Source organism: Nocardioides korecus (assembly GCF_054778395.1).
The window spans coordinates 343,311-362,657 of record NZ_BAAGZO010000006.1 but is presented as its reverse complement, the minus strand read 5'-3'; the positions used below and the strand labels follow the sequence as shown (position 1 = coordinate 362,657).

Genomic DNA, 19,347 nt, shown 5'->3' with positions numbered 1-19,347 from the left:
GCGCTCCTCGGCGGTGCGCAGGGCCAGCCGGGCGTCGGTCTCGGCGGCGCGGGAGGCCCGCGCCTGCTCGGCGAGGCGCTCGCGCTCGCCCGGGTCGGGCTCCTCCTCGGGCGCGTCGTGCACCGCGGCCAACCGGGCCTCGAGATCGGCCAGGCCCTCGGCGTCGCGGTCGCGCGCCACCACGGCGGCGCCGATCGCGTCCTCGAGGCGCGCGGCCTCGGCCCGGGCGTTGCGGGCGGCCGAGCCGTGCTGGCCCAGCTCCTCGGCGACCGCGGCCAGCGTGGCGTCGGACTCGTGCAGGCGGGCCAGGGCGACGTCGACCCGGCGCTGGGCCTCCTCGCGCTCGCGGTCCAGGGTCGCGACGTCGAAGGTCAGGCGCTCGACCGCGTGCGCGGCGGCGGTCAGGCGCTCGGACGCCTCGTCGACCGCGGCCTGCACCTCGATCAGGCTGGGGGCGCTGCTGGAGCCGCCGGCCGCGAAGTGGGCGCCGAGGACGTCACCGTCGCGGGTCACGGCCGTGACGTCGGGGTGGTCGCGGACCAGCAGCCGGGCGGCCGCCAGGTCGTCGGCGACGACCACCCCGGCCAGCAGGCGCTCGAGGGCGGGACGCAGGTCGGCGGGGCACCCGACCACGTCCACGGCGTACGTCGCGCCGGTGAAGAGGTCGCCGACGGGTCGCGACCGCGACGGCGTGGGGGCGGGAGCGACCCCCGGCCCGCCCAGCACGAGGCCGGCCCGGCCCAGGTCGTCGTCCTTGAGGTGGGTGATCGCCCCCAGGGCCGACTCGACGTCGCGGACCACCACGGCGTCGGCCGCGCTGCCCAGGGCGGCGGCCACGGCCGTCTCGTAGCCCGCCCGCACGTCGAGCAGGGCCGCGACCGACCCCAGCAGCCCGGTGACCTGCTCGCCGGCCGCGAGCAGGGCTCCCGCGCCGTCCTTGCGGGCGAGCCCCAGCTCGAGGGCCTCCTTGCGGGCCAGGACGCTGCTGCGCTCGCGCTCGGCCGCGGTGAGGTCCAGGCGGGACTTGGCCAGCCGCGACTCGAGGTCGTCGAGCTGGGCGCTGGCGGCCTCGTGCTCGGCGTCGAGGCCCTCCTCGCCCGCGTCGAGCCCGGCGACCCGCGACTCCAGGGAGGTGAAGTCGCGCTGGGCCCGCTCGGCCCGGGCGACGGCGGCCGCCCGCGCCTCGGTGAGCCGGCCCACCTCCTCCTCGGCGGCCGCGGCCCGGCTGCGCAGCCCGTTGACCTGGCCGTGCAGCCGCGCGGTGCCCTCGCGACGGTCGGCCGCGGCGCGCTGGAGGGCGGCCAGGGACCGCTCCTCGGCGGCGAGCGCCTGCTCCGCGTCTAGGCGGGCGGCCACGGCGGCGTCCAGTCCGATGCGACCCGCGGTCACCGCGGCGGTGGCCTCCTCCTCCTGCACCCGCACGCGCTGCGCCTGGTCCTCCAGCTCCTCGGGGTCGCGACCGACCGGCGCCGCGGGCTGGCTCGAGGCGTTGCGGACGCGCTCGGCGGCGAGTCCGGCGGTGCCGCGCAGGCGCTCGCGCAGCCCGGACAGGGCGAACCAGGTCTCCTGCGCCGCCGCGAGGGCGGGGAGGTCCTCGCGCAGCGCGGCCTCGAGGCCCGCCTCGGACTCCCGGGTGGCGGCCAGCGCGCCCTCGACCTCGGCGCGCCGGGCCAGCAGCACGCCCTCGTCGGCCAGCTCCCGGGCCAGCGCTGTGCGCGCGGTCGCCAGGTCGTCGGCCAGCAGCCGGGCCCGGGCGTCGCGGACGTCGGCCTGCACGACCTGCGCCCGGCGGGCCACCTCGGCCTGGCGGCCCAGGGGCTTGAGCTGGCGCCGGATCTCGCTGAGCAGGTCGCCGAGCCGCGTCAGGTTGCCCTGGGTCGCGTCGAGCTTGCGGAGGGCCTTCTCCTTGCGCTTGCGGTGCTTCAGGACGCCGGCGGCCTCCTCGATGAAGCCGCGGCGGTCCTCGGGGGTCGCGTGCAGGATCGAGTCGAGCCGGCCCTGCCCGACGATGACGTGCATCTCCCGGCCGATGCCGGAGTCGCTGAGCAGCTCCTGCACGTCGAGCAGCCGGCAGTGCTGGCCGTTGATGGCGTACTCCGAGCCGCCGTTGCGGAACATCGTCCGGCTGATCGTGACCTCGGCGTACTCGATCGGGAGGGCGCCGTCGGTGTTGTCGATCGTGAGCGCCACCTCGGCCCGGCCCAGCGGCGGGCGGCCCGAGGTGCCGGCGAAGATGACGTCCTCCATCTTGCCGCCGCGCAGCGTCTTGGCGCCCTGCTCCCCCATCACCCAGGCGAGCGCGTCGACCACGTTGGACTTGCCCGAGCCGTTGGGACCCACGATGCAGGTGATGCCGGGCTCGAGCTGGAGGGTGGTCGCGGAGGCGAAGGACTTGAAGCCCTTCAGCGTGAGGCTCTTGAGGTACATCGGACTCCCTGCAGCGACCGGGTGGTGACCGACCCCCGGGATCGGGGTGGGGGACGGACGTCAGGTGCTCCGCAGCGGGGAAGGCGCAGCGTGCCCGACCCTACCTGCGGGCGGGCCCGGTCGGGCTGAGCGACGCGTCAGGCGCGCGCCAGCGAGCCGTCGCGCGCCACGGCGTCGTCCACGGAGGCGGTGGCGAGGGCGGCCAGGGCGTCGTTCTCGGCCTGGAGGCGCAGCACGACGTCCTCGAGGTCGCCGACGCGGCGGCGCAGCAGGCGGTTCTCGGCCTGGAGGTGGGGCACCACGCGGGGGTCGGTGCCGGTCGCGAAGCCGAGCAGGGCCTTGGCCATGGTGGTGCCTTCCGAGGTGCGGGTGCTGGGGGCTGCCGGTGGTGCGGCACGGAGGTGCGGGCCCGATCGGGCCGCCTACCAGAGTCTCACGAGGCGCGAGGTCCGACAACCCGGCGCGGAGAGCGCCGCGGCGCCGGCTGGCAGACCGGGCAGGTGAAGGACGAGCGGTTCATGAACGTCGTGCGCCGGATCGGGGTGCCGCAGCGCGAGCACGGCCGGCCCTCCTGGCCGTAGGCCTCCAGCGAGCGGTCGAAGTAGCCGCTCTGCCCGTTGACGTTGACGTAGAGCGCGTCGAAGGAGGTGCCCCCCTGGTCGAGCGCGGAGAGCATCACCTCGCGGCACGCGGCCAGCACGCGGTGCACGTCGGCGGCGCTGAGCCGGCGCCCGGGCCGCTCGCCGTGGACCCGCGCCCGCCACAGCGCCTCGTCGGCGTAGATGTTGCCCACGCCGGAGACCACGGTCTGGTTGAGCAGGATCCGCTTGATCCCCGAGGCGCTGGCCCGCACCCGGCGGGCGAAGGCGGCGTCGTCGAACGCGGGGTCCAGGGGGTCCAGCGCCACGTGCGCCATCTCGGGCGGCAGCACCGCGCCCCCCTCGGAGAGCCCCAGCCCGCCGAACATCCGCTGGTCGACGAAGCGCAGCTCGACCCCCGGCGCTCCCTCCTCGGGCCGCAGCACCAGGCGCACGCGCAGGTGGCGCTCGTCGGGCGCCGTCGCGGGCTGCACGAGCAGCTGGCCCGACATGCCGAGGTGGGCGGTGAGGGCGTCGCCGGAGTCGAGCGGCAGCCAGAGGTACTTGCCCCGGCGGCGTGCGTCGACCAGCGTCCGACCGGTGAGCCGGTCGGCGAAGTCCTCCGGGCCGGCCGCGTGGCGGCGCACCGGGCGCGGGTGCAGGACCTGCACCTCGGCGATCGTGCGGCCCACGACGTGGCGCTCGAGGCCACGGCGCACGACCTCGACCTCGGGCAGCTCGGGCACGGCGTGGGGGTCCGGGTCCGCTAGGAGGAGACGCCGGGGGCGTCGGGAGCGGTGCCGGCGGCCAGCGCCGCCTCGGCGGTCTCGGGGTCGGCGTGCTCCTCGCTCAAGGTGCGGTACGCCGACTCGGCCGCCTGCTGCTCGGCCTCCTTCTTCGAGCGCCCGACGCCGTGGCCGTGGAGCCGCTCGCCCACCCGGACCCGGGCGGTGAAGGTCTTCATGTGGTCGGGGCCGTCGTCGGTGATGACGTACTCCGGCACGCCGAGCTCGTGGCCGGCGCAGAGCTCCTGCAGGGAGGTCTTCCAGTCCAGGCCGGCGCCGAGGTCGGCGGCCGCGACCAGCAGCGGGTCGAACAGGGTGTGCACCACCCGGCCGGCCTCCTCGAAGCCGCCGGAGAGGTAGACGGCGCCGATCAGCGCCTCGACGGTGTCGGAGAGGATCGAGGCCTTGGCCCGACCACCCGTCGACTCCTCGCCCTTGCCCAGGTGCACGTGCACGCCGAGGCCGATGGTGCGGGCCACGTCGGCCAGCGCCCGGGCGTTGACCACCGCGGCGCGCAGCTTCGCCAACCGGCCCTCGGAGAGGTCCGGGTGGGTGAGGTAGAGCGTCTCGGTCACGACGACGCCGAGCACCGAGTCGCCCAGGAACTCCAGGCGCTCGTTGGTCGGCAGGTTGCCGTTCTCGTAGGCGTAGGACCGGTGCGTCAGGGCGAGCTGGAGGAGCTCGGGAGCCAACGTGGGGTTCCCGAGCGCCTCGCGCAGCTCACCGGACTCGCCGGATCCTGCCGCCACCGAGTGCTGTCCTACCGCTGGGTCAGAGGACCTGGCGGCGGTCGGCACGCGCGCCGTACTGCCCGCACTCGGGGCAGGCGCGGTGCGGCAGGTGCTTGGCGGCGCAGGCCGGGTTGGCGCAGTTCACCAGCGAGGGCGCGACGGCCTTCCAGGCAGAACGGCGGTGACGCGTGTTGCTGCGCGACATCTTCCGCTTCGGAACAGCCACGATGGCTCCTTCGGGTCAAGGTGGGACCGGCTCGGTCGAGCCGGTCGTGCTTTCAGGTGGTGCTGGCTTCGGGTGGTGCTGGTGGAACCGGGTCAGTCCTGGTGGGGTGCCGACTCCGTGGTGGTGAGGCCGCCCAGGGCGGCCCACCGGGGATCGATCGCTGCGTCGTGCCCGTGGTCCGGGTCGTCCGCGAGCCGCGCACCGCACTCGGTGCACAGGCCCGGACAGTCGTCCTGGCACAACGGCTGGAAGGGCAGTGCGAGCACCACCGCGTCCCGCAGCAGTGGCTCGAGGTCGACCAGGTCGTCCTCGAGCCGGTTGACGTCGTCGTCCTGCTCGTCCCCACGGTGGTCGCGAAGGTCGTCGTAGACGTACAGCTCCTGGAGATCCACGTGGACGTCGTCCTCGATCGGCCCCAGGCACCGTGAGCACTCCCCCACCAGCCTGGCCTGCGCCGTGCCGGAGACGAGCACCCCCTCCATGACCGCCTCGAGCCGCAGGTCGAACTCGACCTCGCTGCCTTCGGGGACACCCAGGATCTCGATGCCGAGATCTGCCGGCGCCTCCGCGGAGAACGACACCAGGCGCTGGGACCCCGGGCGGCGGCCGAGCTCGCGCGTGTCGAGCACGAGCGGCGCCCTCGGGTCGAGCTTGCGCACAATGTCACTTCCATGGAGATGTCAGCAGAACCTGCGGGAGTCTACCGGCCGATCGCGCGTGCGACCAAAACGCCGGCGCCCGGGCCCCGTCGGGCCCACCGGGACCTCAGCCCTCGGCGTCCTCGCGGGCGCGCTCGGCGAGCCGCTCGGTCAGCAGCGTCCACACGTGCGGGGGCACCAGGCCCGAGACGTCGCCGCCGAAGGTCGCGACCTCCTTGACCAGCGAGGAGGCCAGGAAGGAGTACTCCGGCGAGCACGGCACGAAGACCGTCTCGACGTCGGTGAGCGAGGCGTTCATCTGGGCCATCTGGAGCTCGTAGTCGAAGTCGGTGACCGCCCGCAGGCCCTTGACGATGGCGTCGATGCCGCGCTCGGCGCAGAACGTGGTCAGCAGGCCCTCGAAGCCGGCGACCGTCACGTTGGGGTACGCCGCGCAGACGTCGGTGAGCATCGCCATCCGCTCCTCGGCGCTGAACAGCCGGGCCCGCGACTTGGACTTGTTGACCCCGACGGCGACGACGACCTCGTCGAAGAGGCGCGAGGCCCGGGCGATGATGTCGACGTGGCCGTTAGTGACGGGGTCGAAGGACCCGGGACAGACCGCTCTGCGCACCTGCTGCTCCTCGTTCACGACTCGTCCCGGCTCGACCGGGCGCGAACGTACCAGAGCACGGTCTCGCCGTAGTCCTTGCTGCGCTCGGGCACCAGCCCCTCGGGCCAGGTCGGCTCGGGGCTCCGGGCGGACCGCTCCACGACCGCGAGCGAGTCGGGCCCCACCCACCCCTGGCCGGCCAGCAGGGCCAGCGCCTGGCCCAGCTCCACCTCCGGGAGCGGGTACGGCGGGTCGGCGAAGACCAGGTCGTACGGCGCCCGCGGCGGGGCGGCCAGGGCCCGGGCGACGGGCAGAGCCACCACCTCGACCCGGCGGAACCCGAGGGTCTCGGCGTTCTGGGTGATCAGCCGGGCCGTGCGGCGGTCGGACTCCACGCTGGTGAGCAGGCCGGCGCCGCGCGAGAGCGCCTCCAGCCCGACGGCACCCGTGCCGGCGTACAGGTCCAGGACGCGGAGGCCGGTGAGGTCGCCCAGCCGGGACTCCAGGGTCGAGAACAGCGCCTCGCGGACCCGGTCCGACGTGGGCCGGGTGGCGCTGCCCGCGGGGGTCTTGAGCCGGCGTCCGCGCGCGGACCCGGCGATGATGCGCGTCACGTCTTGTCCAGGAAGTCGGCCCGCTCGGAGCTCTCCAGGCGGCGTACGGCGGCCGCGAGGTCCGGCTCGCCGGTCATCTCGGGATCGGCCCGCAGCAGGGTGAAGGCCGCCTCGCGCGCCTCGGCGATGACCGGCTCGTCCTGGAGCACCGAGAGCAGCTTGAGACCGCCGGCCCGGCCGCCGCTCTGCTGGGTGCCCAGCACGTTGCCCTCGCGCCGCTGCTCCAGGTCGACCCGGGAGAGCTCGAAGCCGTCGCGGGTCGCGGCCACCGCGAGCAGCCGCTGCATCGAGGCGCTCGCCGGGTCGGCGGCCGAGACCAGCAGGCACAGCCCGGAGTGCCCGCCCCGGCCGATGCGGCCGCGCAGCTGGTGGAGCTGGGAGACGCCGAACCGGTCGGCGTCGAGGATGACCATGACCGTGGAGTTGGGCACGTCGACGCCCACCTCGATCACGGTCGTGGAGACGAGCACGTCGACCTCGCCGGCGGCGAAGGCCGTCATCACCGCGTCCTTCTCCTCGGGGGCCAGCCGGCCGTGCAGCACCTCCACGCGCAGCCCGGCGAGCGGGCCGGCGGCCAGCTCGGGGCCGAGCTCGTCGACCGCGAACAGCACGCGCGGCGCCTCCTCCCCCGGCACGGGCTCCTCCGCGGACCCGTCGGACTCCCCGGGACCGCCGGGGTCGATCCGGGAGGCGACGACGTAGGCCTGCCGCCCGGCGGCGACCTCCTCGCGCACCCGCTGCCACGCCCGGTCGATCCAGGCGGGCCTGGCCCGGGTCGGCACGACCGTGGTCTGCACCTCGCCGCGACCCGCGGGCAGCTCGCTGAGCGTGGAGGTGTCGAGGTCGCCGAAGACCGTCATGGCGACGGTGCGCGGGATCGGGGTCGCGGTCATCACCAGCACGTGCGGCGGGACGGCCGCCTTGGCGCCGAGCGCGGCCCGCTGCTCCACCCCGAAGCGGTGCTGCTCGTCGACCACCACCAGCCCGAGGTCGGCGAACTGGACCTTGTCCTCGAGGAGCGCGTGGGTGCCGATCACGATGCCGGCCTCGCCGCTCGCGGCCTCGGCGAGCGCCACCCGCCGCGCGGCCGCGTTGGCCGAGCCGGTGAGCAGGGCCACACGGGTGGCGTGCTCGGCGCCGCCCAGGAGCCCGCCCGCGGCGAGGTCGCCGAGCATCGCGGTGATCGAGCGGTGGTGCTGCTGGGCCAGCACCTCGGTCGGCGCGAGCAGCGCGGCCTGACCGCCGGAGTCGACCACCTGGAGCATCGCCCGCAGCGAGACCACGGTCTTGCCCGAGCCGACCTCGCCCTGGAGCAGCCGCTGCATCGGGTGGCCCCGGCCCAGCTCCTCCCCGATCTCCTCCCCGACCCGACGCTGGCCGTCGGTCAGCGCGAAGGGCAGGCGGGCGTCGAAGGCGTCCAGGATGCCGCCGGCGCGGCCGGGGCGCGGGTTGGCGACCGTGCCCTCCACGGCGAGGCGGCGCCGGGCCAGCACCGACTGGGCGACGAACGCCTCGTCCCACTTCAGCCGCGTCACCGCGCGGGTGCGCTGGGCCCAGGTGTCGGGGCGGTGGATCCACCCGAACGCCTGGCGGGCGTCGACCAGGTCGTGGGCCTCGCGCACCTCGACGGGCAGCACCTCGGGCACGTGGTCGACCAGCTGGAGCGCGAGGTCGATGGTCTCCTCGAGCTGCCAGGTGGTGATCTGGCCGATCGAGGCGTAGATCGGGATCAGGTCGGGCATGACGTCGACGGCCCCGTCGGCGCCGACCCCGTCGTCGTACAGCCGGGACGCCGGGTTGGTCAGCTGCCACTCGTCGCGGAAGTAGCGCAGCTTGCCGCTGAAGACCCCCACCCGCCCCACGGGCAGCTCGGTGTCGCGGCGCCAGTCGGCGGTCCCGGAGTTCTTGTCGAAGTAGGTCAGCAGCAGGTGCCCGTCCTCGGCCTGCACCCGCACCTCGAGGCGGTAGGCCTCCCGACCGGTGCGCTTGTCGGTGTAGGTGAAGCGCCGGCTGCCCACCACCCGGCCCACGATCGAGAGGGTGTCGCCGGGCACCAGCTCGTCGAGCTGGCTCAGCGACCCCTTCTGCACGTGGGTCCGGGGGTACGTCGAGATCAGGTCGCCGACGGTCCCGAGCTCGGCCTTGGCCAGCTTGGTCGCGTGGCGTCCCCCGACCACCCGGGCCGGCGAGTCCCAGGTCACGCCCGCCACGTCGGCACCCCCGTCCGGCCGGGGAGGCTCGTGCGGTCGCTCACTCGACCGCCACCAGCAGCGGGTAGCGGTCCTGCCCGCCCTCGTGGACGACGACGTCGACGCCGGGGTGGGCCCGGCCCACCCAGTGCTCGCAGGCCTCGGCCAGGTCGCCGGCGTCACGACCGGCCACCAGGGTGACCAGCTCGCCGCCACCGCCGCCCAGGAGCCGCTCGAGCACGCCGCACGCCACCTCGAACAGGTCGCGCCCGACGATCACGAAGTCGCCGTCGACGACACCGAGCGCGTCGCCCGGGCGGCACGGTCCGGCCGAGGTCATCGCCTCCCGCACCGCGACCGTGACGGCACCGTGGCGCGCCCCTCGGGCGGCGGCCGTCATCGTGACCACGTCGTCGTCGAGGGGGCGGCCCGGCTCGTGGACGGCCAGGGCCGCGATGCCCTGCACCTGCGCCCGGGTGGGGATCACCACGACGTGCACGCCGCGGGCCTCCGCTTCGTGGGCCGCCGCCCGGGCCACGCCCAGGGTGTCGGCGTCGTTGGGCAGCAGGAGCACCTCCGCGCACCCGGTGGCCTCGATCGCGCGCAGGAGGTCGCCGGTGCTCGGTCGGTCCCCGGGCCCGCCCTCCACGACCTCGGCGCCGGCCGAGCGGTAGAGCTCGACGAGCCCCGGCCCGGCGGCCACCACCACCAGGGCGCGTCCGCGGGTCGGCGTACGCCGCTCCCGGCTCAGCGCGTCCTGCTCGGCGAAGTGCGTCACCGCGATCCGGCGCGGCCGTCCGGCGCGGATGCCGGCCTCGACGGCGGCCCCGACGTCGTCGACGTGGACGTGGACGTTCCACAGGCCCTCGCCCCCGACGACGACCAGCGAGTCGCCCAGGGGGTCGAGCTCGCCGCGCAGGGTGTCGACGGCCTCGTCGGTGGCCTCGAGGAGGTACATGACCTCGTACGCCGGCCCGCTCTCGGTCAGGTCGCCGGTCGGCAGCACCACCGGCAGCCCGGGACGCCCGACGTGCCGCTCGACCGGGGTGGGGCGGAGCCCGGTGACCGCGGACTCCAGCGCCTCCAGGACCACGCACAGCCCCCGGCCCCCGGCGTCCACGACCCCGGCTCGGGCCAGGCGCTCCAGCTGCGTCGGGGTGAGCGCGAGGGCCTCGACGGCGGCCCGGTGGGCGGCGTGCACGACCGCGCCCAGACGCGCCGTCGGGTCGCCCGCGGCCTCGAGACCGGCGTCGGCGGCGGCCCGGGCGACCGTGAGGATGGTGCCCTCGACCGGGCGGCCCACGGCGGCCCAGGCCGCGTCGGCGGCACGGCGGAGCCCGTCGGCGAAGACCGACGCCGACCGGTCGTCGGCCTCGGCCGCGGCGATCCGGCGCAGCAGGGCGCCGACGAGCTGGCTGAGGATGACCCCGGAGTTGCCCCGCGCCCCGAGGAGCGCGCCCCGCGAGTAGGCCCGCATGGCGGCGCGCAGGTCCTCGGGGTGCTCGACGAGGGACTCCCCCAGCGCGGCCCGGGCGGCCTCGACGGTGAGGAACAGGTTGGTGCCGGTGTCGCCGTCGGGCACCGGGAAGACGTTCAGGGCGTCGATCTCCTCGCGGGCCGAGGACAGGCCCTGGACCGCGAGGTCGGCGAACCGGCGCACGACGTCGAGGTCGAAGGTGGCCACCGCGTCCCGGGCGACCGATGCCTCCGGCGGGTCCAGGGCGTCGACCTGCCCCGCCTGGTCCACCTGCATCCCGCTGCTCCTGTGCGACGAGGCGGGCCGGCGCCCGCTCGTCGTGCTCGTCGTGTGAGTCGGTGACGCACCCGTGAGAGGGTGCGTGAAGGGCCTCACGCTAGTTGACCGGGGCTCGATTCGCGTCCAGGCCTCGCCCTGAGTTATTCTCGTGCGGTTGTCCGGTGATCATCCCGGACCCCGTCGCTCGGGACTCGTGCCCGCGACACATCCGACTTTTCCAGCTCTACCCGAGGAGTGCACGGTGGCTGCCGTCTGCGACATCTGCGCCAAGAAGCCCGGCTTCGGCAACAACCGACCGTGGTCGCGCAAGATCACCAAGCGTCGTTTCAACCCCAACATCCAGCGGGTGCGGGCGACCGTCAACGGCACGCCCCAGCGCCTCAACGTGTGCACCGGCTGCATCAAGGGCGGCAAGGTCTCCCGCTGACCTCGTCGCCACCAGCAGCAGCTCCGACCGCTCTCGACCTCCGGGTCGGGGGCGGTTCGTGCTTCTCCGGGCGATGATGGCCCGGTGACCACCCCCGAGGACCTCGCCGAGGTCGTGCGCCGCGAGCAGGCCCTGCTCGACCCGGCGCTGCGCGCCGAGGGGGCGCGCGTCGAGGAGCTGCTGCACCCCGACTTCGTCGAGCACGGCGCCTCGGGGCGGGTCTGGGACCGCGCCTCGATGGTCGCGGCCCTGACGGAGGACCCGGCCGTCGCCGGCCCGGCCGGCGACTTCGTGGCCACGGCGCTGGCCGACGACGTCGTGCTGCTCACCTACCGGGTCGGCGGCCCGCGGGGTTCGCTGCGCTCCTCGGTCTGGGTGCGGGACGACGGCGCCGGGTGGCGGGTCCGGTTCCACCAGGGCACCCGGGTCGCCTCGGGCTAGGAGGGCTCGGTCAGGTCCCGGCGGAGCAGGACGGGTGCTCGGGGGTCAGAAGTGGGTCCAGCCGCGGTGGCCGGCGTACGCCGCGCCGTCGACCGTCACCAGGTCCGCGCCGGTGGTGGCGCCGCCCGCCTCGCCCACGGTGCCGATGGCGCTGAAGCCCTCGGGCAGGGTGGTGCCCGCGGGGAAGGTGGCCAGCAGGGCGTGGTCGTCGCCCCCGCCGAGGACGAACTGCATCGGGTCCACCCCGAGCGCGGAGCCCACGGCCCGCATCGGCTCGGCCAGCGCGAAGGCGTCGGTGCGCACGTCGATCGAGACCCCGGAGTCCTCGGCCAGGTGGCCGGCGTCGGCCACGAGCCCGTCGGAGACGTCGATCATCGAGGTGGCGCCGGCGCGCGCGGCGGCCGGGCCGGCAGCGTACGGCGGGTCGGGGCGCTGGTAGGCCTCGACCAGCGCACGCGGCGAGCGGAAGCCCCGTCCGAGCACGGCGAGCCCGGCCGCGGCCCAGCCCTGGCGCCCGGCCAGCGCCAGGACGTCACCCGGCTGGGCGCCGGAGCGGCGCACGGGGGCGATCTCGCACGCCCCCAGCACGGTGATCGCGATGACGACCTGGTCGGCGGTGGTGAGGTCGCCCCCGACCACGCTGGCGCCCACCAGCGCGGCCTCCTCGGCGATGCCGTCGGCGAGGTCCAGGACCCAGCGCGCGGGCAGGTCGGCGGGGGCGGCGATGCCCACGGTCAGGGAGTGGGCGGTGCCCCCCATCGCGTTGACGTCGGAGAGGTTGGAGGCGGCGGCCTTGCGGCCGATCTGGTGGGCGGGCGCCCACTCGCGGCGGAAGTGGCGTCCCTCGACCAGCAGGTCGGTGGAGACCACCACGTGGCCGGTGGGCGTGCGCAGCACCGCGGCGTCGTCGCCGGGCCCGATGTAGACGTGGGCGCCCTGCTCCAGCCGGTCCTGGAAGGCCGCGATGAGTCCGAACTCGCCGACGTCGGCGAGGGTGGAGGTCGGGCCGATGGGGTCTGCCGTGCTCATGGGCCCATCCCACCAGACCTCCGGGACCGGGGCGTGGGGGCATCCGAGTTCCGCCCGGGCAGCGGTTCGGGTAGGTTGCGACGAGTTTCCGCATCGCAGGCCCACCCACCGAACGAGGAGTCCCGATGGTCGTCCAGGCCTACATCCTGATCCAGACCGACGTGGGCAAGGCCGCCGAGGTCGCCCAGCAGATCACCGACATCAAGGGCGTCATCCTGGCCGAGGACGTCACCGGCCCCTACGACGTCATCGTCCGCGCGGAGGCCCGCAACGTCGACGAGCTCGGCAAGCTGGTCGTGGCCAAGGTGCAGACCCTCGACGGCATCACGCGCACGCTCACGTGCCCCGTCGTCCACATCTGATCCCCACGACCGGGCTGCCCGGGCCGACCAGGCCCACCGAGCCGCTGCGTCCCCGACGCCCGTCGCCCCGCCGGGCGGCGGGCGTCGCCGCGCTCCTGGCCCTGACCACGCTCGGCGCGGCCTGCGGCGGTCCGGGTGCGGTCGAGGTCCGAGGCACGACCGTCACCGGGTCCGAGCGCACGGCCTGCCAGCGGCTGGTCGCCGCGCTGCCCGACCGGGTCGCCGGTCAGACCCGCCGGCAGACGTCCGGCAGCACCCTGGGCGCGGCCTGGGGCGACCCGGCGATCGTGCTCCGCTGCGGGGTCGGCGCCCCGGCTCAGTCCGACCTGACCTCGCAGTGCCAGGTCGCGAACGGCCTCGGGTGGTTCGTGCCCGTCGCGGGCATGAACGACCAGTCCGTCGACGTCGTCATGACCACCATCGAGCGGCGCCCCCGCGTCGAGGTGACCCTGCCGGCCCGCTACCGCCCCCCGGTCGCGGCCATGGTCGACCTCGGCCGGGCGATCAAGGCCCACACCCGGCTCGTCGCGCCCTGCAGCTGAGCTCTCGGGTCGCCCCGGGAGCGGCCTCGGGTCAGGCTCCGTCCAGGGCGGCGTGGCCGCGCTCGACGAGCGGGTCGACCAGGTCGCCCAGGGTGTCGAACCCCTCCCCCACGGTCAGGCCCTGCCGGGAGCGGAAGTGGATCCCCTCGAAGATCGCCGCGATCTTGAAGAACGCGAACGCCAGGTACCAGTCGAAGCGGTCGGTGCTCCCCCCGCCCGCCCCCTCGTACGCCCCTTCGTAGGCAGAGAGCAGCACCTCGGCCCCGGGGAAGCCGTCGACGTCACCGGGCACCGCGGCCACGGGCAGGTCGAGCCCGCGCACTCCGTCCCACCAGACCACAGCGGAGGCGAGGTCGGCCCACCGGTCGCCCAGGGTGGCCATCTCCCAGTCCAGCACCGCCACGACCCGCCGACCGGCGGGGGCGTCGAGGTCGACCACCACGTTGTCGAGCCGGTAGTCGCCATGCACGACGGCCGCCCCACCGTCCTGCGGCACCGACCGGCCGAGCCGGTCGCCGAGCCGGGTCAGCTCGGGCAGGTCACGGGTGTGGGAGGCCTCGACCTGCCGGGCCCAGCGTCGCAGCTGGCGCTCGAGGTAGCCCACCGGGCGCCCCAGGTCGTCCAGCCCGACGGCCCCGGGGTCGACCCGGTGCAGCCGGGCGAGGACCTCGACCAGCTCCCCGGCCAGCTCGTGGGCGGGCTCGCCGGCGAGGCCCTGCAGCTGCTCGTGGGAGCGCAGCACCTGACCGTCTGCGTGCTCCATCACGTAGAAGGGGACCCCGAGCACCTCGGGGTCGCCCAGCAGCACCGGACGCGGCACCGGGACGTCGGTCGGGTGCAGCGCCGCGAGCAGACGGTGCTCGCGGGCCATGTCGTGCGCGGTCTCCAGGACGTGGCCGAGCGGCGGCCGGCGCAGCACCCAGCGGGTACGGCCGTCGCTCAGCACGTAGGTGAGGTTGGACCGGCCGCCCGCGACCAGCTCCGCGCCCAGCGGGCCGTGCAGCAGGCCCGGCAGCCGGTCGCGCAGGTGCGCCTCGACCGCCGCCACGGACAGGCCCGGAGGATCGGCCGTGGCGGCGTCCGGGGTCTCAGCCACGCAGCTCGCGTCGCAGGATCTTGCCGGTCACGGTCTTGGGCAGCTCGTCCACGACCACGACCTGGCGGGGGTACTTGTACGCCGCCATCCGCTCCTTGCAGTGCGCGATCAGCTCCTCGGGGGTGACCTCGGACCCGGCGCGCAGGCTCACGAACGCCTTGACCGTCTCCCCGCGCTTCTCGTCGGGGACGCCGACCACGGCCGACTCGCGCACCGCCGGGTGCTCGGCCAGGACGTCCTCGACCTCGCGCGGCCAGACCTTGTAGCCCGAGGCGTTGATCATGTCCTTCTTGCGGTCGACGATGAAGATCCAGCCCTCGTCGTTCATGAACCCGACGTCGCCGCTCTTCAGCGCACCACCGGGCAGGTTGGCGCTCGTCTCCTCGGGCTTGCCCCAGTAGCCGGCCACGACCTGCGGGCCGTCGGCGACGATCTCGCCGACCTCGCCCAGCGGCAGGTCCTGCCCCTCCTCGTCCTGGATCCGGACGACCGTGCTCGGGACCGGCACGCCGACCGAGAGCGCCCCCGAGGTGGGGTCGACCGGGGAGGGCGCGCCGAACGGGGTCAGCGTCATCGGGCTCGTGGTCTCGGTCAGGCCGTAGGCGTTGTGCACCTGGTGGCCCGTCGCCTCGCGGAAGGTCCGCTCGGCGGTCGGGGAGATCGCGGCCCCGCCGGAGTAGACCGACCGGAAGGAGGAGAAGTGGTCGCGCGTCACGTCGGGGTGGTTGAGGAGGGCGTTGAACGCCGTGATCGCCCCGATGGTGTACGCCGGGCGGTGCTCGAGCAGCGCGTCCAGCACCACCGACGGCTCGAACCGGTAGGCCAGCACGAGCGGCATCGGCGCGAGCATGCTGACCGCCACGTGGCCGATCAGCCCGGTGATGTGGAACAGCGGCGCGATCCCGAAGACCGAGCCCGCCCCCGGGGCGAACCGCGCGCAGTCGCGGTAGACCTGCGCGGTGAACACCACGTTGCCGTGGGTGTTCATCGCTCCCTTGGGCACCCCGGTCGTGCCCGAGGTGTAGGTCAGGAAGGCCACGTCGCCCGCCTCGAAGGACACCTCCGGCGGTCGCTGGCCGGCGTGCTGGCCGATCAGCTCGAGCAGGTCGGTGGTGCCCTCGTGGCGCTGGCGGGTGACGCCGGCGAAGAGCCGCTGGTCGTCGCGCGTCTGGTGGTCGAGCTCGCTGGTGGTCAGGACCAGCCGGACGGCGGTGTCGCCGACGACGTCGCGGGCCACGTCGGCGTACAGCGACTCGAGGCAGACCAGGACCGAGGCGCCGGAGTCCTGGAGCAGGTAGGACAGCTCCCGGCTCCGGCTCATCGGGTTGATCGAGACCATCACGCCGCCGGCCTTCCAGGTCGCGACCATGCAGACCAGGAACTGCGGCATGTTCTGCAGGTAGACCGCCAGCCGGTCGCCCCGCTGGAACCCCTGCGCCAATAGCGCGGAGGCGAGGGCGTCAGACTGCTCGTCGAGCTCGGTGCGGGTCAGCACGCCGTCGAAGTAGAGCACCGCCGCCCCGTCGGGGTCCGCGGCCACCCCGGCCCGGAACATGGCCAGGGCGTCCGGGTGCTCGGGGGCCAGGTCGTGCGGCATGTCGCCGTAGCGGGCCAGCCAGGGCCGGTCGTCGTAGACGCCCACGTCGTCCTACTTCACGACGAGCGGGTTGACCGGGGAGCCGCTGCCCAGGGCCACCTTGAGGGGGGCCGCGGCGTAGAAGAACTCGTAGACCCCGTCCTCGGCGCAGTCGTCGGCGAGCTGCTCGAGGTCGGCGATCTCGGTGAGCGTGACGCCCAGGTTGCGCATCAGGGCGTTGTGCAGGGTCAGGGCGACGCCGTTGTTGGGGTCGAAGGTGACCTCGTTGGCGATGGTGTCGGTGACCAGGTTGGGGATCTCCATGTCGGCGAACCACTGCACCAGCTCGGGGCTGTAGACCAGGCCGGGCTCGCAGAACCCCTCGTAGAACTTGTCGCCGAGCTCGAAGAACAGCTGCAGGTAGTTGGTGCGGATGATGATGATGTCGCGCTTGCGCAGCTCCACGCCCTGCTTCTCCGCGCAGGCGAGCAGGTCCTCGTGGGTGTAGGTCTCCGCGGACGCGAGGGTGTCCTTGCCGCGGAACCGGGCCATGTCGAGCAGCACAGCGCGACCCACGACACCGCGCTCGGCGATGGGCTGGATGCTGGCCTTCTGCAGGCCGCCGATCGTGGTGCGGGCGTCGTACCCGTTCCAGATCTGGCCGCCGTACCAGACGTGGCCGAGGGCGTCGTACTGCGTCGAGCCCTGGAGGAAGGCGTTGATCTTGTCGTCGGCGTAGTGCAGCCCGCCCGGGAAGGCCGGACCGTCGTCGCCGTCCCAGTTGGACTCGTCGAGGATCTGGGTGCGCTCGGCGGGGGTGCGGCCGGGCCACACCGGGTCGCCCTTGGGGTCGCCGATCAGGCGCTGGAGGGTGAACACCTTGCCGCTGCGGATCAGCGCGGCGGCCGCGAGCACCTGCTCGGGACCGAGGTAGTTCAGCGAGCCGACCTCGTCGTCCTCCCCCCACTTGCCCCAGTTGCTCGGGGCGTCGGCGAGCAGGTCGGTGAGGTCGGGGGCGGCGGCAGCATCGTCGGCCATGGGGTCCTCCTGGAGGGACGGGAAGGGTCGGTGAGGAGCAGGACGGGTCGATCGGACGACCGAACGAACGTTCGGCTCAACCTATGACGTGGCTCACACTGCCCGGCGTCCTGAGGCCTGTCAACCCCGCCAGCGGTCTTCTCAGGACGTTCTTGCTTCAGGTAACCTGAACTCGTGGAGCAACGGCCGCCCCTCGACCACCGGACCGCCCTGGGAGGGGCCGTGCGCGACCTGCGGCGCTCCCAGGGCCTCACGCTGCGGCAGCTCGCCGACCTGCTCGAGGTCAGCCCGGCCACCCTCAGCGCCGTCGAGAACGGCCTGACCGGGGTCTCCAGCGCCCGGCTCGTGCGGGTGGCCGAGGTGCTCGGCGTGCCGGTGGAGCACCTGCTGCGTCCTCCCCCGCCGGGAGGAGCGACGCCGGGCACGGTGCGCCCCGGGCCCGACGGCTCCGGCCCGGGGCGGACCGTCGCCGGCCCCGAGCGCTCCCGTCGCGGTGTCCTCTCCGGTGACCTCCAGCCCGGCGGTGACTGGCGGGACTTCCCACCGCTGGTCCTCGACACTTCGCTGGCGGCGGCGCTCTCGGCCTTCTCGGAGTTCGGCTACCACGGCGCGACGATGCGGGTGATCGCCGAGCGGGCCGGGCTGTCGGTGCCGGGCCTCTACCACCACTGGGCGGGCAAGCAGGAGCTGCTGGTCGCCCTGCTCGACCTGACCATGGACGACCTCACCGCCCGCATCGAGGCCGCCCGCGCCGAGACCGCGACCACCGCGGCCCAGGGCCCCCGGGCCCGGTTCACCTCGGTCGTCGAGTGCCTGGCCCTGTTCCACACCCACCGCCGCGAGCTGGCCTTCGTCGGCGCCTCGGAGATGCGCAGCCTCGAGCCGGTGGCGCGCGCCCGCCTGGCCGGCGTGCGCCGCGCGGTGCAGCGCACGGTCGACGCCGAGGTGGTCGCCGGCACGCGCGACGGGTCGTTCCGCACCGACCGCCCCCTGGAGGCCGCGCGAGCGGTGGTCACGATGTGCACGGCGATGGCGCAGTGGTTCCGGGCCGGGGGGCCGGACACCGCCGAGACCGTCGCGCAGCAGTACGTCGACTTCGCCGTCGGGCTGGTCGGAGGAGGACCTGCCGCGACGTGAGGGGGCGACCCCTCAGCGCAGCCCGGTCTCGCGTGCGAGCGCCAGGTGCACCAGGCGCTCGACCAGCTCGGGGTAGGTGAGCCCCGAGGCCTGCCACAGCAGCGGGAACATCGAGGTGGAGGTGAACCCCGGCATCGTCTCGACCTCGTTGATGGTCACGCGACCGTCGGGCAGGACGAAGAAGTCGACCCGAGCCAGGCCCTCGACGTCGAGGGCCTCGAAGGCCCGCACGGCGAGGTCGCGGATGGAGGCGGTCACCTCGGGCGGCAGGGAGGCCGGGATCCGGTAGCTGGTCTCAAGGTACTTCGCCTCGAAGTCGTAGAACGCGTGCTCCTCCCCCACGGTGATCTCGGCCAGCTCGCTGGTCTCCGGGTCGCCCCCGTCGAGGCCCTGGAGCACGCCGACCTCGATCTCGCGGGCCCCGACCGCGGCCGCCTCGACCAGCACCTTGGGGTCGAACCGGCGGGCCTCCTCGATCGCGGCGTCCAGGTCGGCAGCGTCGTCCACGCGGCTGATGCCGAAGCTGGAGCCGGCCCGGGCCGGCTTGACGAAGACGGGGAAGCCCAGGCCCTGCACGGCCTCGCGGACCACCGCGGGGTCCTGCTCCCACTGCCGCGGCCGGACCAGCACGTAGGGCAGCACCGGGAGCCCGGCGGCGGCGAAGACCTGCTTCATGAAGTGCTTGTCGGTGCCCACCGCGCTGGAGAGCACGCCGGCGCCGACGTAGCGCACGCCCGCCATCTCCAGCAGGCCCTGGAGGGTGCCGTCCTGGCCCCACGGCCCGTGCATGACCGGGAACACGACGTCGACCTCGCCGAGCAGGCCGGGCACGTCCCCGGCCTCGGTGACGACCAGGCCCTGGCTGGTCAGCGCGACCTCGCGGTCGCCGGTGACGATCGGGAGCTCGCCGGTCGGTCCGAGCGCGAGGTGCGCGGGGTCGGTCGACTCCAGGACCCAGCGGCCGTCGGTGGCGATCCCGACCGGGACGACGTCGTAGCGCGTGGGGTCCAGCGCGGCGATCACGCTGCCCGCGGAGATGCAGGAGATCGAGTGCTCGCTCGAGCGCCCGCCGAAGACGACAGCCACACGGATGGGGCGGACACGGTCCGGCACGGGCTCCTGCGGGCGGGTCACGGGTGCTT

20 protein-coding genes are annotated in these 19,347 nt (G+C 74.6%); 5 read left to right on the top strand and 15 right to left on the bottom strand.

Annotation, left to right across the window (positions count from 1 at the left end; genetic code table 11):
- From smc to ACYVDA_RS14350, 10 genes are all read right to left on the bottom strand, one after another.
- Nucleotides 1–2,427: chromosome segregation protein SMC (gene smc, locus ACYVDA_RS14395; RefSeq protein WP_460819079.1), on the bottom strand; the 2,427-nt coding region annotated here is incomplete at its 3' end.
- 137 nt (nucleotides 2,428–2,564) lie between these two features.
- Nucleotides 2,565–2,774 (bottom strand): hypothetical protein, encoded by a 210-nt coding sequence (locus ACYVDA_RS14390; protein WP_460819078.1) that lies wholly within the window; start codon nucleotides 2,772–2,774, stop codon nucleotides 2,565–2,567.
- Between the two features lie 86 nt (nucleotides 2,775–2,860).
- A complete protein-coding gene (gene mutM, locus ACYVDA_RS14385; RefSeq protein ID WP_460819077.1) occupies nucleotides 2,861–3,751 on the bottom strand; it encodes a bifunctional DNA-formamidopyrimidine glycosylase/DNA-(apurinic or apyrimidinic site) lyase in 891 nt (296 codons plus the stop codon).
- Nucleotides 3,752–3,771: 20 nt separating this feature from the next.
- Nucleotides 3,772–4,539 carry a ribonuclease III gene (rnc, locus tag ACYVDA_RS14380; protein ID WP_460819076.1) on the bottom strand — a complete coding sequence of 256 codons (768 nt, stop codon included), beginning with the start codon at nucleotides 4,537–4,539 and terminating at the stop codon, nucleotides 3,772–3,774.
- Nucleotides 4,540–4,561: 22 nt separating this feature from the next.
- Nucleotides 4,562–4,747, bottom strand: a complete 186-nt coding sequence (rpmF, locus tag ACYVDA_RS14375; RefSeq protein WP_460819075.1) for a 50S ribosomal protein L32 — start codon at nucleotides 4,745–4,747, stop codon at nucleotides 4,562–4,564.
- Between the two features lie 92 nt (nucleotides 4,748–4,839).
- Nucleotides 4,840–5,406, bottom strand: a complete 567-nt coding sequence (locus ACYVDA_RS14370; RefSeq protein WP_460819074.1) for a YceD family protein — start codon at nucleotides 5,404–5,406, stop codon at nucleotides 4,840–4,842.
- 106 nt (nucleotides 5,407–5,512) lie between these two features.
- Nucleotides 5,513–6,019, bottom strand: a complete 507-nt coding sequence (coaD, locus tag ACYVDA_RS14365; RefSeq protein ID WP_460819073.1) for a pantetheine-phosphate adenylyltransferase — start codon at nucleotides 6,017–6,019, stop codon at nucleotides 5,513–5,515.
- 14 nt (nucleotides 6,020–6,033) lie between these two features.
- Nucleotides 6,034–6,612 (bottom strand): 16S rRNA (guanine(966)-N(2))-methyltransferase RsmD, encoded by a 579-nt coding sequence (gene rsmD / locus ACYVDA_RS14360; protein ID WP_460819072.1) that lies wholly within the window; start codon nucleotides 6,610–6,612, stop codon nucleotides 6,034–6,036.
- Nucleotides 6,609–8,813 carry an ATP-dependent DNA helicase RecG gene (locus tag ACYVDA_RS14355; RefSeq protein ID WP_460819071.1) on the bottom strand — a complete coding sequence of 735 codons (2,205 nt, stop codon included), beginning with the start codon at nucleotides 8,811–8,813 and terminating at the stop codon, nucleotides 6,609–6,611. Before ACYVDA_RS14355 ends, rsmD begins: the two co-directional genes overlap by 4 nt.
- Nucleotides 8,814–8,862: 49 nt before the next feature.
- Nucleotides 8,863–10,554, bottom strand: a complete 1,692-nt coding sequence (locus ACYVDA_RS14350; protein WP_460819070.1) for a DAK2 domain-containing protein — start codon at nucleotides 10,552–10,554, stop codon at nucleotides 8,863–8,865.
- 244 nt (nucleotides 10,555–10,798) lie between these two features.
- Here ACYVDA_RS14350 and rpmB point away from each other — a divergent pair, with 244 nt between their 5' ends.
- Nucleotides 10,799–10,984, top strand: a complete 186-nt coding sequence (gene rpmB, locus ACYVDA_RS14345; RefSeq protein WP_460819069.1) for a 50S ribosomal protein L28 — start codon at nucleotides 10,799–10,801, stop codon at nucleotides 10,982–10,984.
- A gap of 84 nt (nucleotides 10,985–11,068) precedes the next feature.
- Nucleotides 11,069–11,425 carry a nuclear transport factor 2 family protein gene (locus ACYVDA_RS14340; protein WP_460819068.1) on the top strand — a complete coding sequence of 119 codons (357 nt, stop codon included), beginning with the start codon at nucleotides 11,069–11,071 and terminating at the stop codon, nucleotides 11,423–11,425.
- 45 nt (nucleotides 11,426–11,470) lie between these two features.
- Here ACYVDA_RS14340 and ACYVDA_RS14335 read toward each other — a convergent pair whose 3' ends face one another.
- Entirely contained in the window at nucleotides 11,471–12,454 is a 984-nt protein-coding gene (locus ACYVDA_RS14335) for a thiamine-phosphate kinase (protein WP_460819067.1), read from the bottom strand.
- A gap of 125 nt (nucleotides 12,455–12,579) precedes the next feature.
- Between ACYVDA_RS14335 and ACYVDA_RS14330 the strand changes: the two genes are divergently transcribed.
- Together ACYVDA_RS14330 and ACYVDA_RS14325 are read left to right on the top strand one after the other, a co-directional pair.
- Complete coding sequence (locus ACYVDA_RS14330; RefSeq protein ID WP_123391805.1) at nucleotides 12,580–12,816, top strand: Lrp/AsnC family transcriptional regulator; 237 nt, start codon at nucleotides 12,580–12,582, stop codon at nucleotides 12,814–12,816.
- Nucleotides 12,795–13,358 (top strand): DUF3515 domain-containing protein, encoded by a 564-nt coding sequence (locus tag ACYVDA_RS14325; protein ID WP_460819066.1) that lies wholly within the window; start codon nucleotides 12,795–12,797, stop codon nucleotides 13,356–13,358. The genes ACYVDA_RS14330 and ACYVDA_RS14325 overlap by 22 nt, the downstream gene beginning before the upstream one ends.
- Nucleotides 13,359–13,389: 31 nt before the next feature.
- On the opposite strand, the gene ACYVDA_RS14320 is transcribed toward ACYVDA_RS14325, so the two are convergent.
- Genes ACYVDA_RS14320 through ACYVDA_RS14310 form a run of 3 tightly spaced genes read right to left on the bottom strand, consistent with a single transcriptional unit; the run spans nucleotide 13,390 to nucleotide 17,068 of the window.
- Nucleotides 13,390–14,454, bottom strand: coding sequence for a phosphotransferase family protein (locus tag ACYVDA_RS14320; RefSeq protein WP_460819065.1), 1,065 nt, complete (start codon nucleotides 14,452–14,454; stop codon nucleotides 13,390–13,392).
- The gene (locus ACYVDA_RS14315) at nucleotides 14,447–16,096 is read right to left on the bottom strand and encodes an AMP-binding protein (RefSeq protein WP_460819063.1); all 1,650 of its coding nucleotides are present in this window, start codon (nucleotides 16,094–16,096) and stop codon (nucleotides 14,447–14,449) included. Before ACYVDA_RS14315 ends, ACYVDA_RS14320 begins: the two co-directional genes overlap by 8 nt.
- A gap of 6 nt (nucleotides 16,097–16,102) precedes the next feature.
- Entirely contained in the window at nucleotides 16,103–17,068 is a 966-nt protein-coding gene (locus tag ACYVDA_RS14310) for a cyclase family protein (RefSeq protein ID WP_460819062.1), read from the bottom strand.
- Between the two features lie 174 nt (nucleotides 17,069–17,242).
- On the opposite strand from ACYVDA_RS14310, the gene ACYVDA_RS14305 reads away from it, so the two are divergent.
- Nucleotides 17,243–18,205 carry a TetR family transcriptional regulator gene (locus ACYVDA_RS14305; RefSeq protein ID WP_460819061.1) on the top strand — a complete coding sequence of 321 codons (963 nt, stop codon included), beginning with the start codon at nucleotides 17,243–17,245 and terminating at the stop codon, nucleotides 18,203–18,205.
- A gap of 12 nt (nucleotides 18,206–18,217) precedes the next feature.
- Here the strand turns inward: ACYVDA_RS14305 and ACYVDA_RS14300 are convergent, their stop codons facing one another.
- A complete protein-coding gene (locus ACYVDA_RS14300; protein ID WP_460819090.1) occupies nucleotides 18,218–19,297 on the bottom strand; it encodes a D-alanine--D-alanine ligase family protein in 1,080 nt (359 codons plus the stop codon).
- Nucleotides 19,298–19,347 lie beyond the last annotated feature (50 nt).

What these genes read in the sequence shown, in the direction of transcription:
- ACYVDA_RS14390 (WP_460819078.1), bottom strand. Translation starts at nt 2,774, where the DNA reads ATGGCCAAGGCCCTGCTCGGCTTCGCGACCGGCACCGACCCCCGCGTG.
- ACYVDA_RS14350 (WP_460819070.1), bottom strand. Translation starts at nt 10,554, where the DNA reads ATGCAGGTGGACCAGGCGGGGCAGGTCGACGCCCTGGACCCGCCGGAG.
- ACYVDA_RS14335 (WP_460819067.1), bottom strand. Translation starts at nt 12,454, where the DNA reads ATGAGCACGGCAGACCCCATCGGCCCGACCTCCACCCTCGCCGACGTC.
- ACYVDA_RS14330 (WP_123391805.1), top strand. Translation starts at nt 12,580, where the DNA reads ATGGTCGTCCAGGCCTACATCCTGATCCAGACCGACGTGGGCAAGGCC.
- ACYVDA_RS14310 (WP_460819062.1), bottom strand. Translation starts at nt 17,068, where the DNA reads ATGGCCGACGATGCTGCCGCCGCCCCCGACCTCACCGACCTGCTCGCC.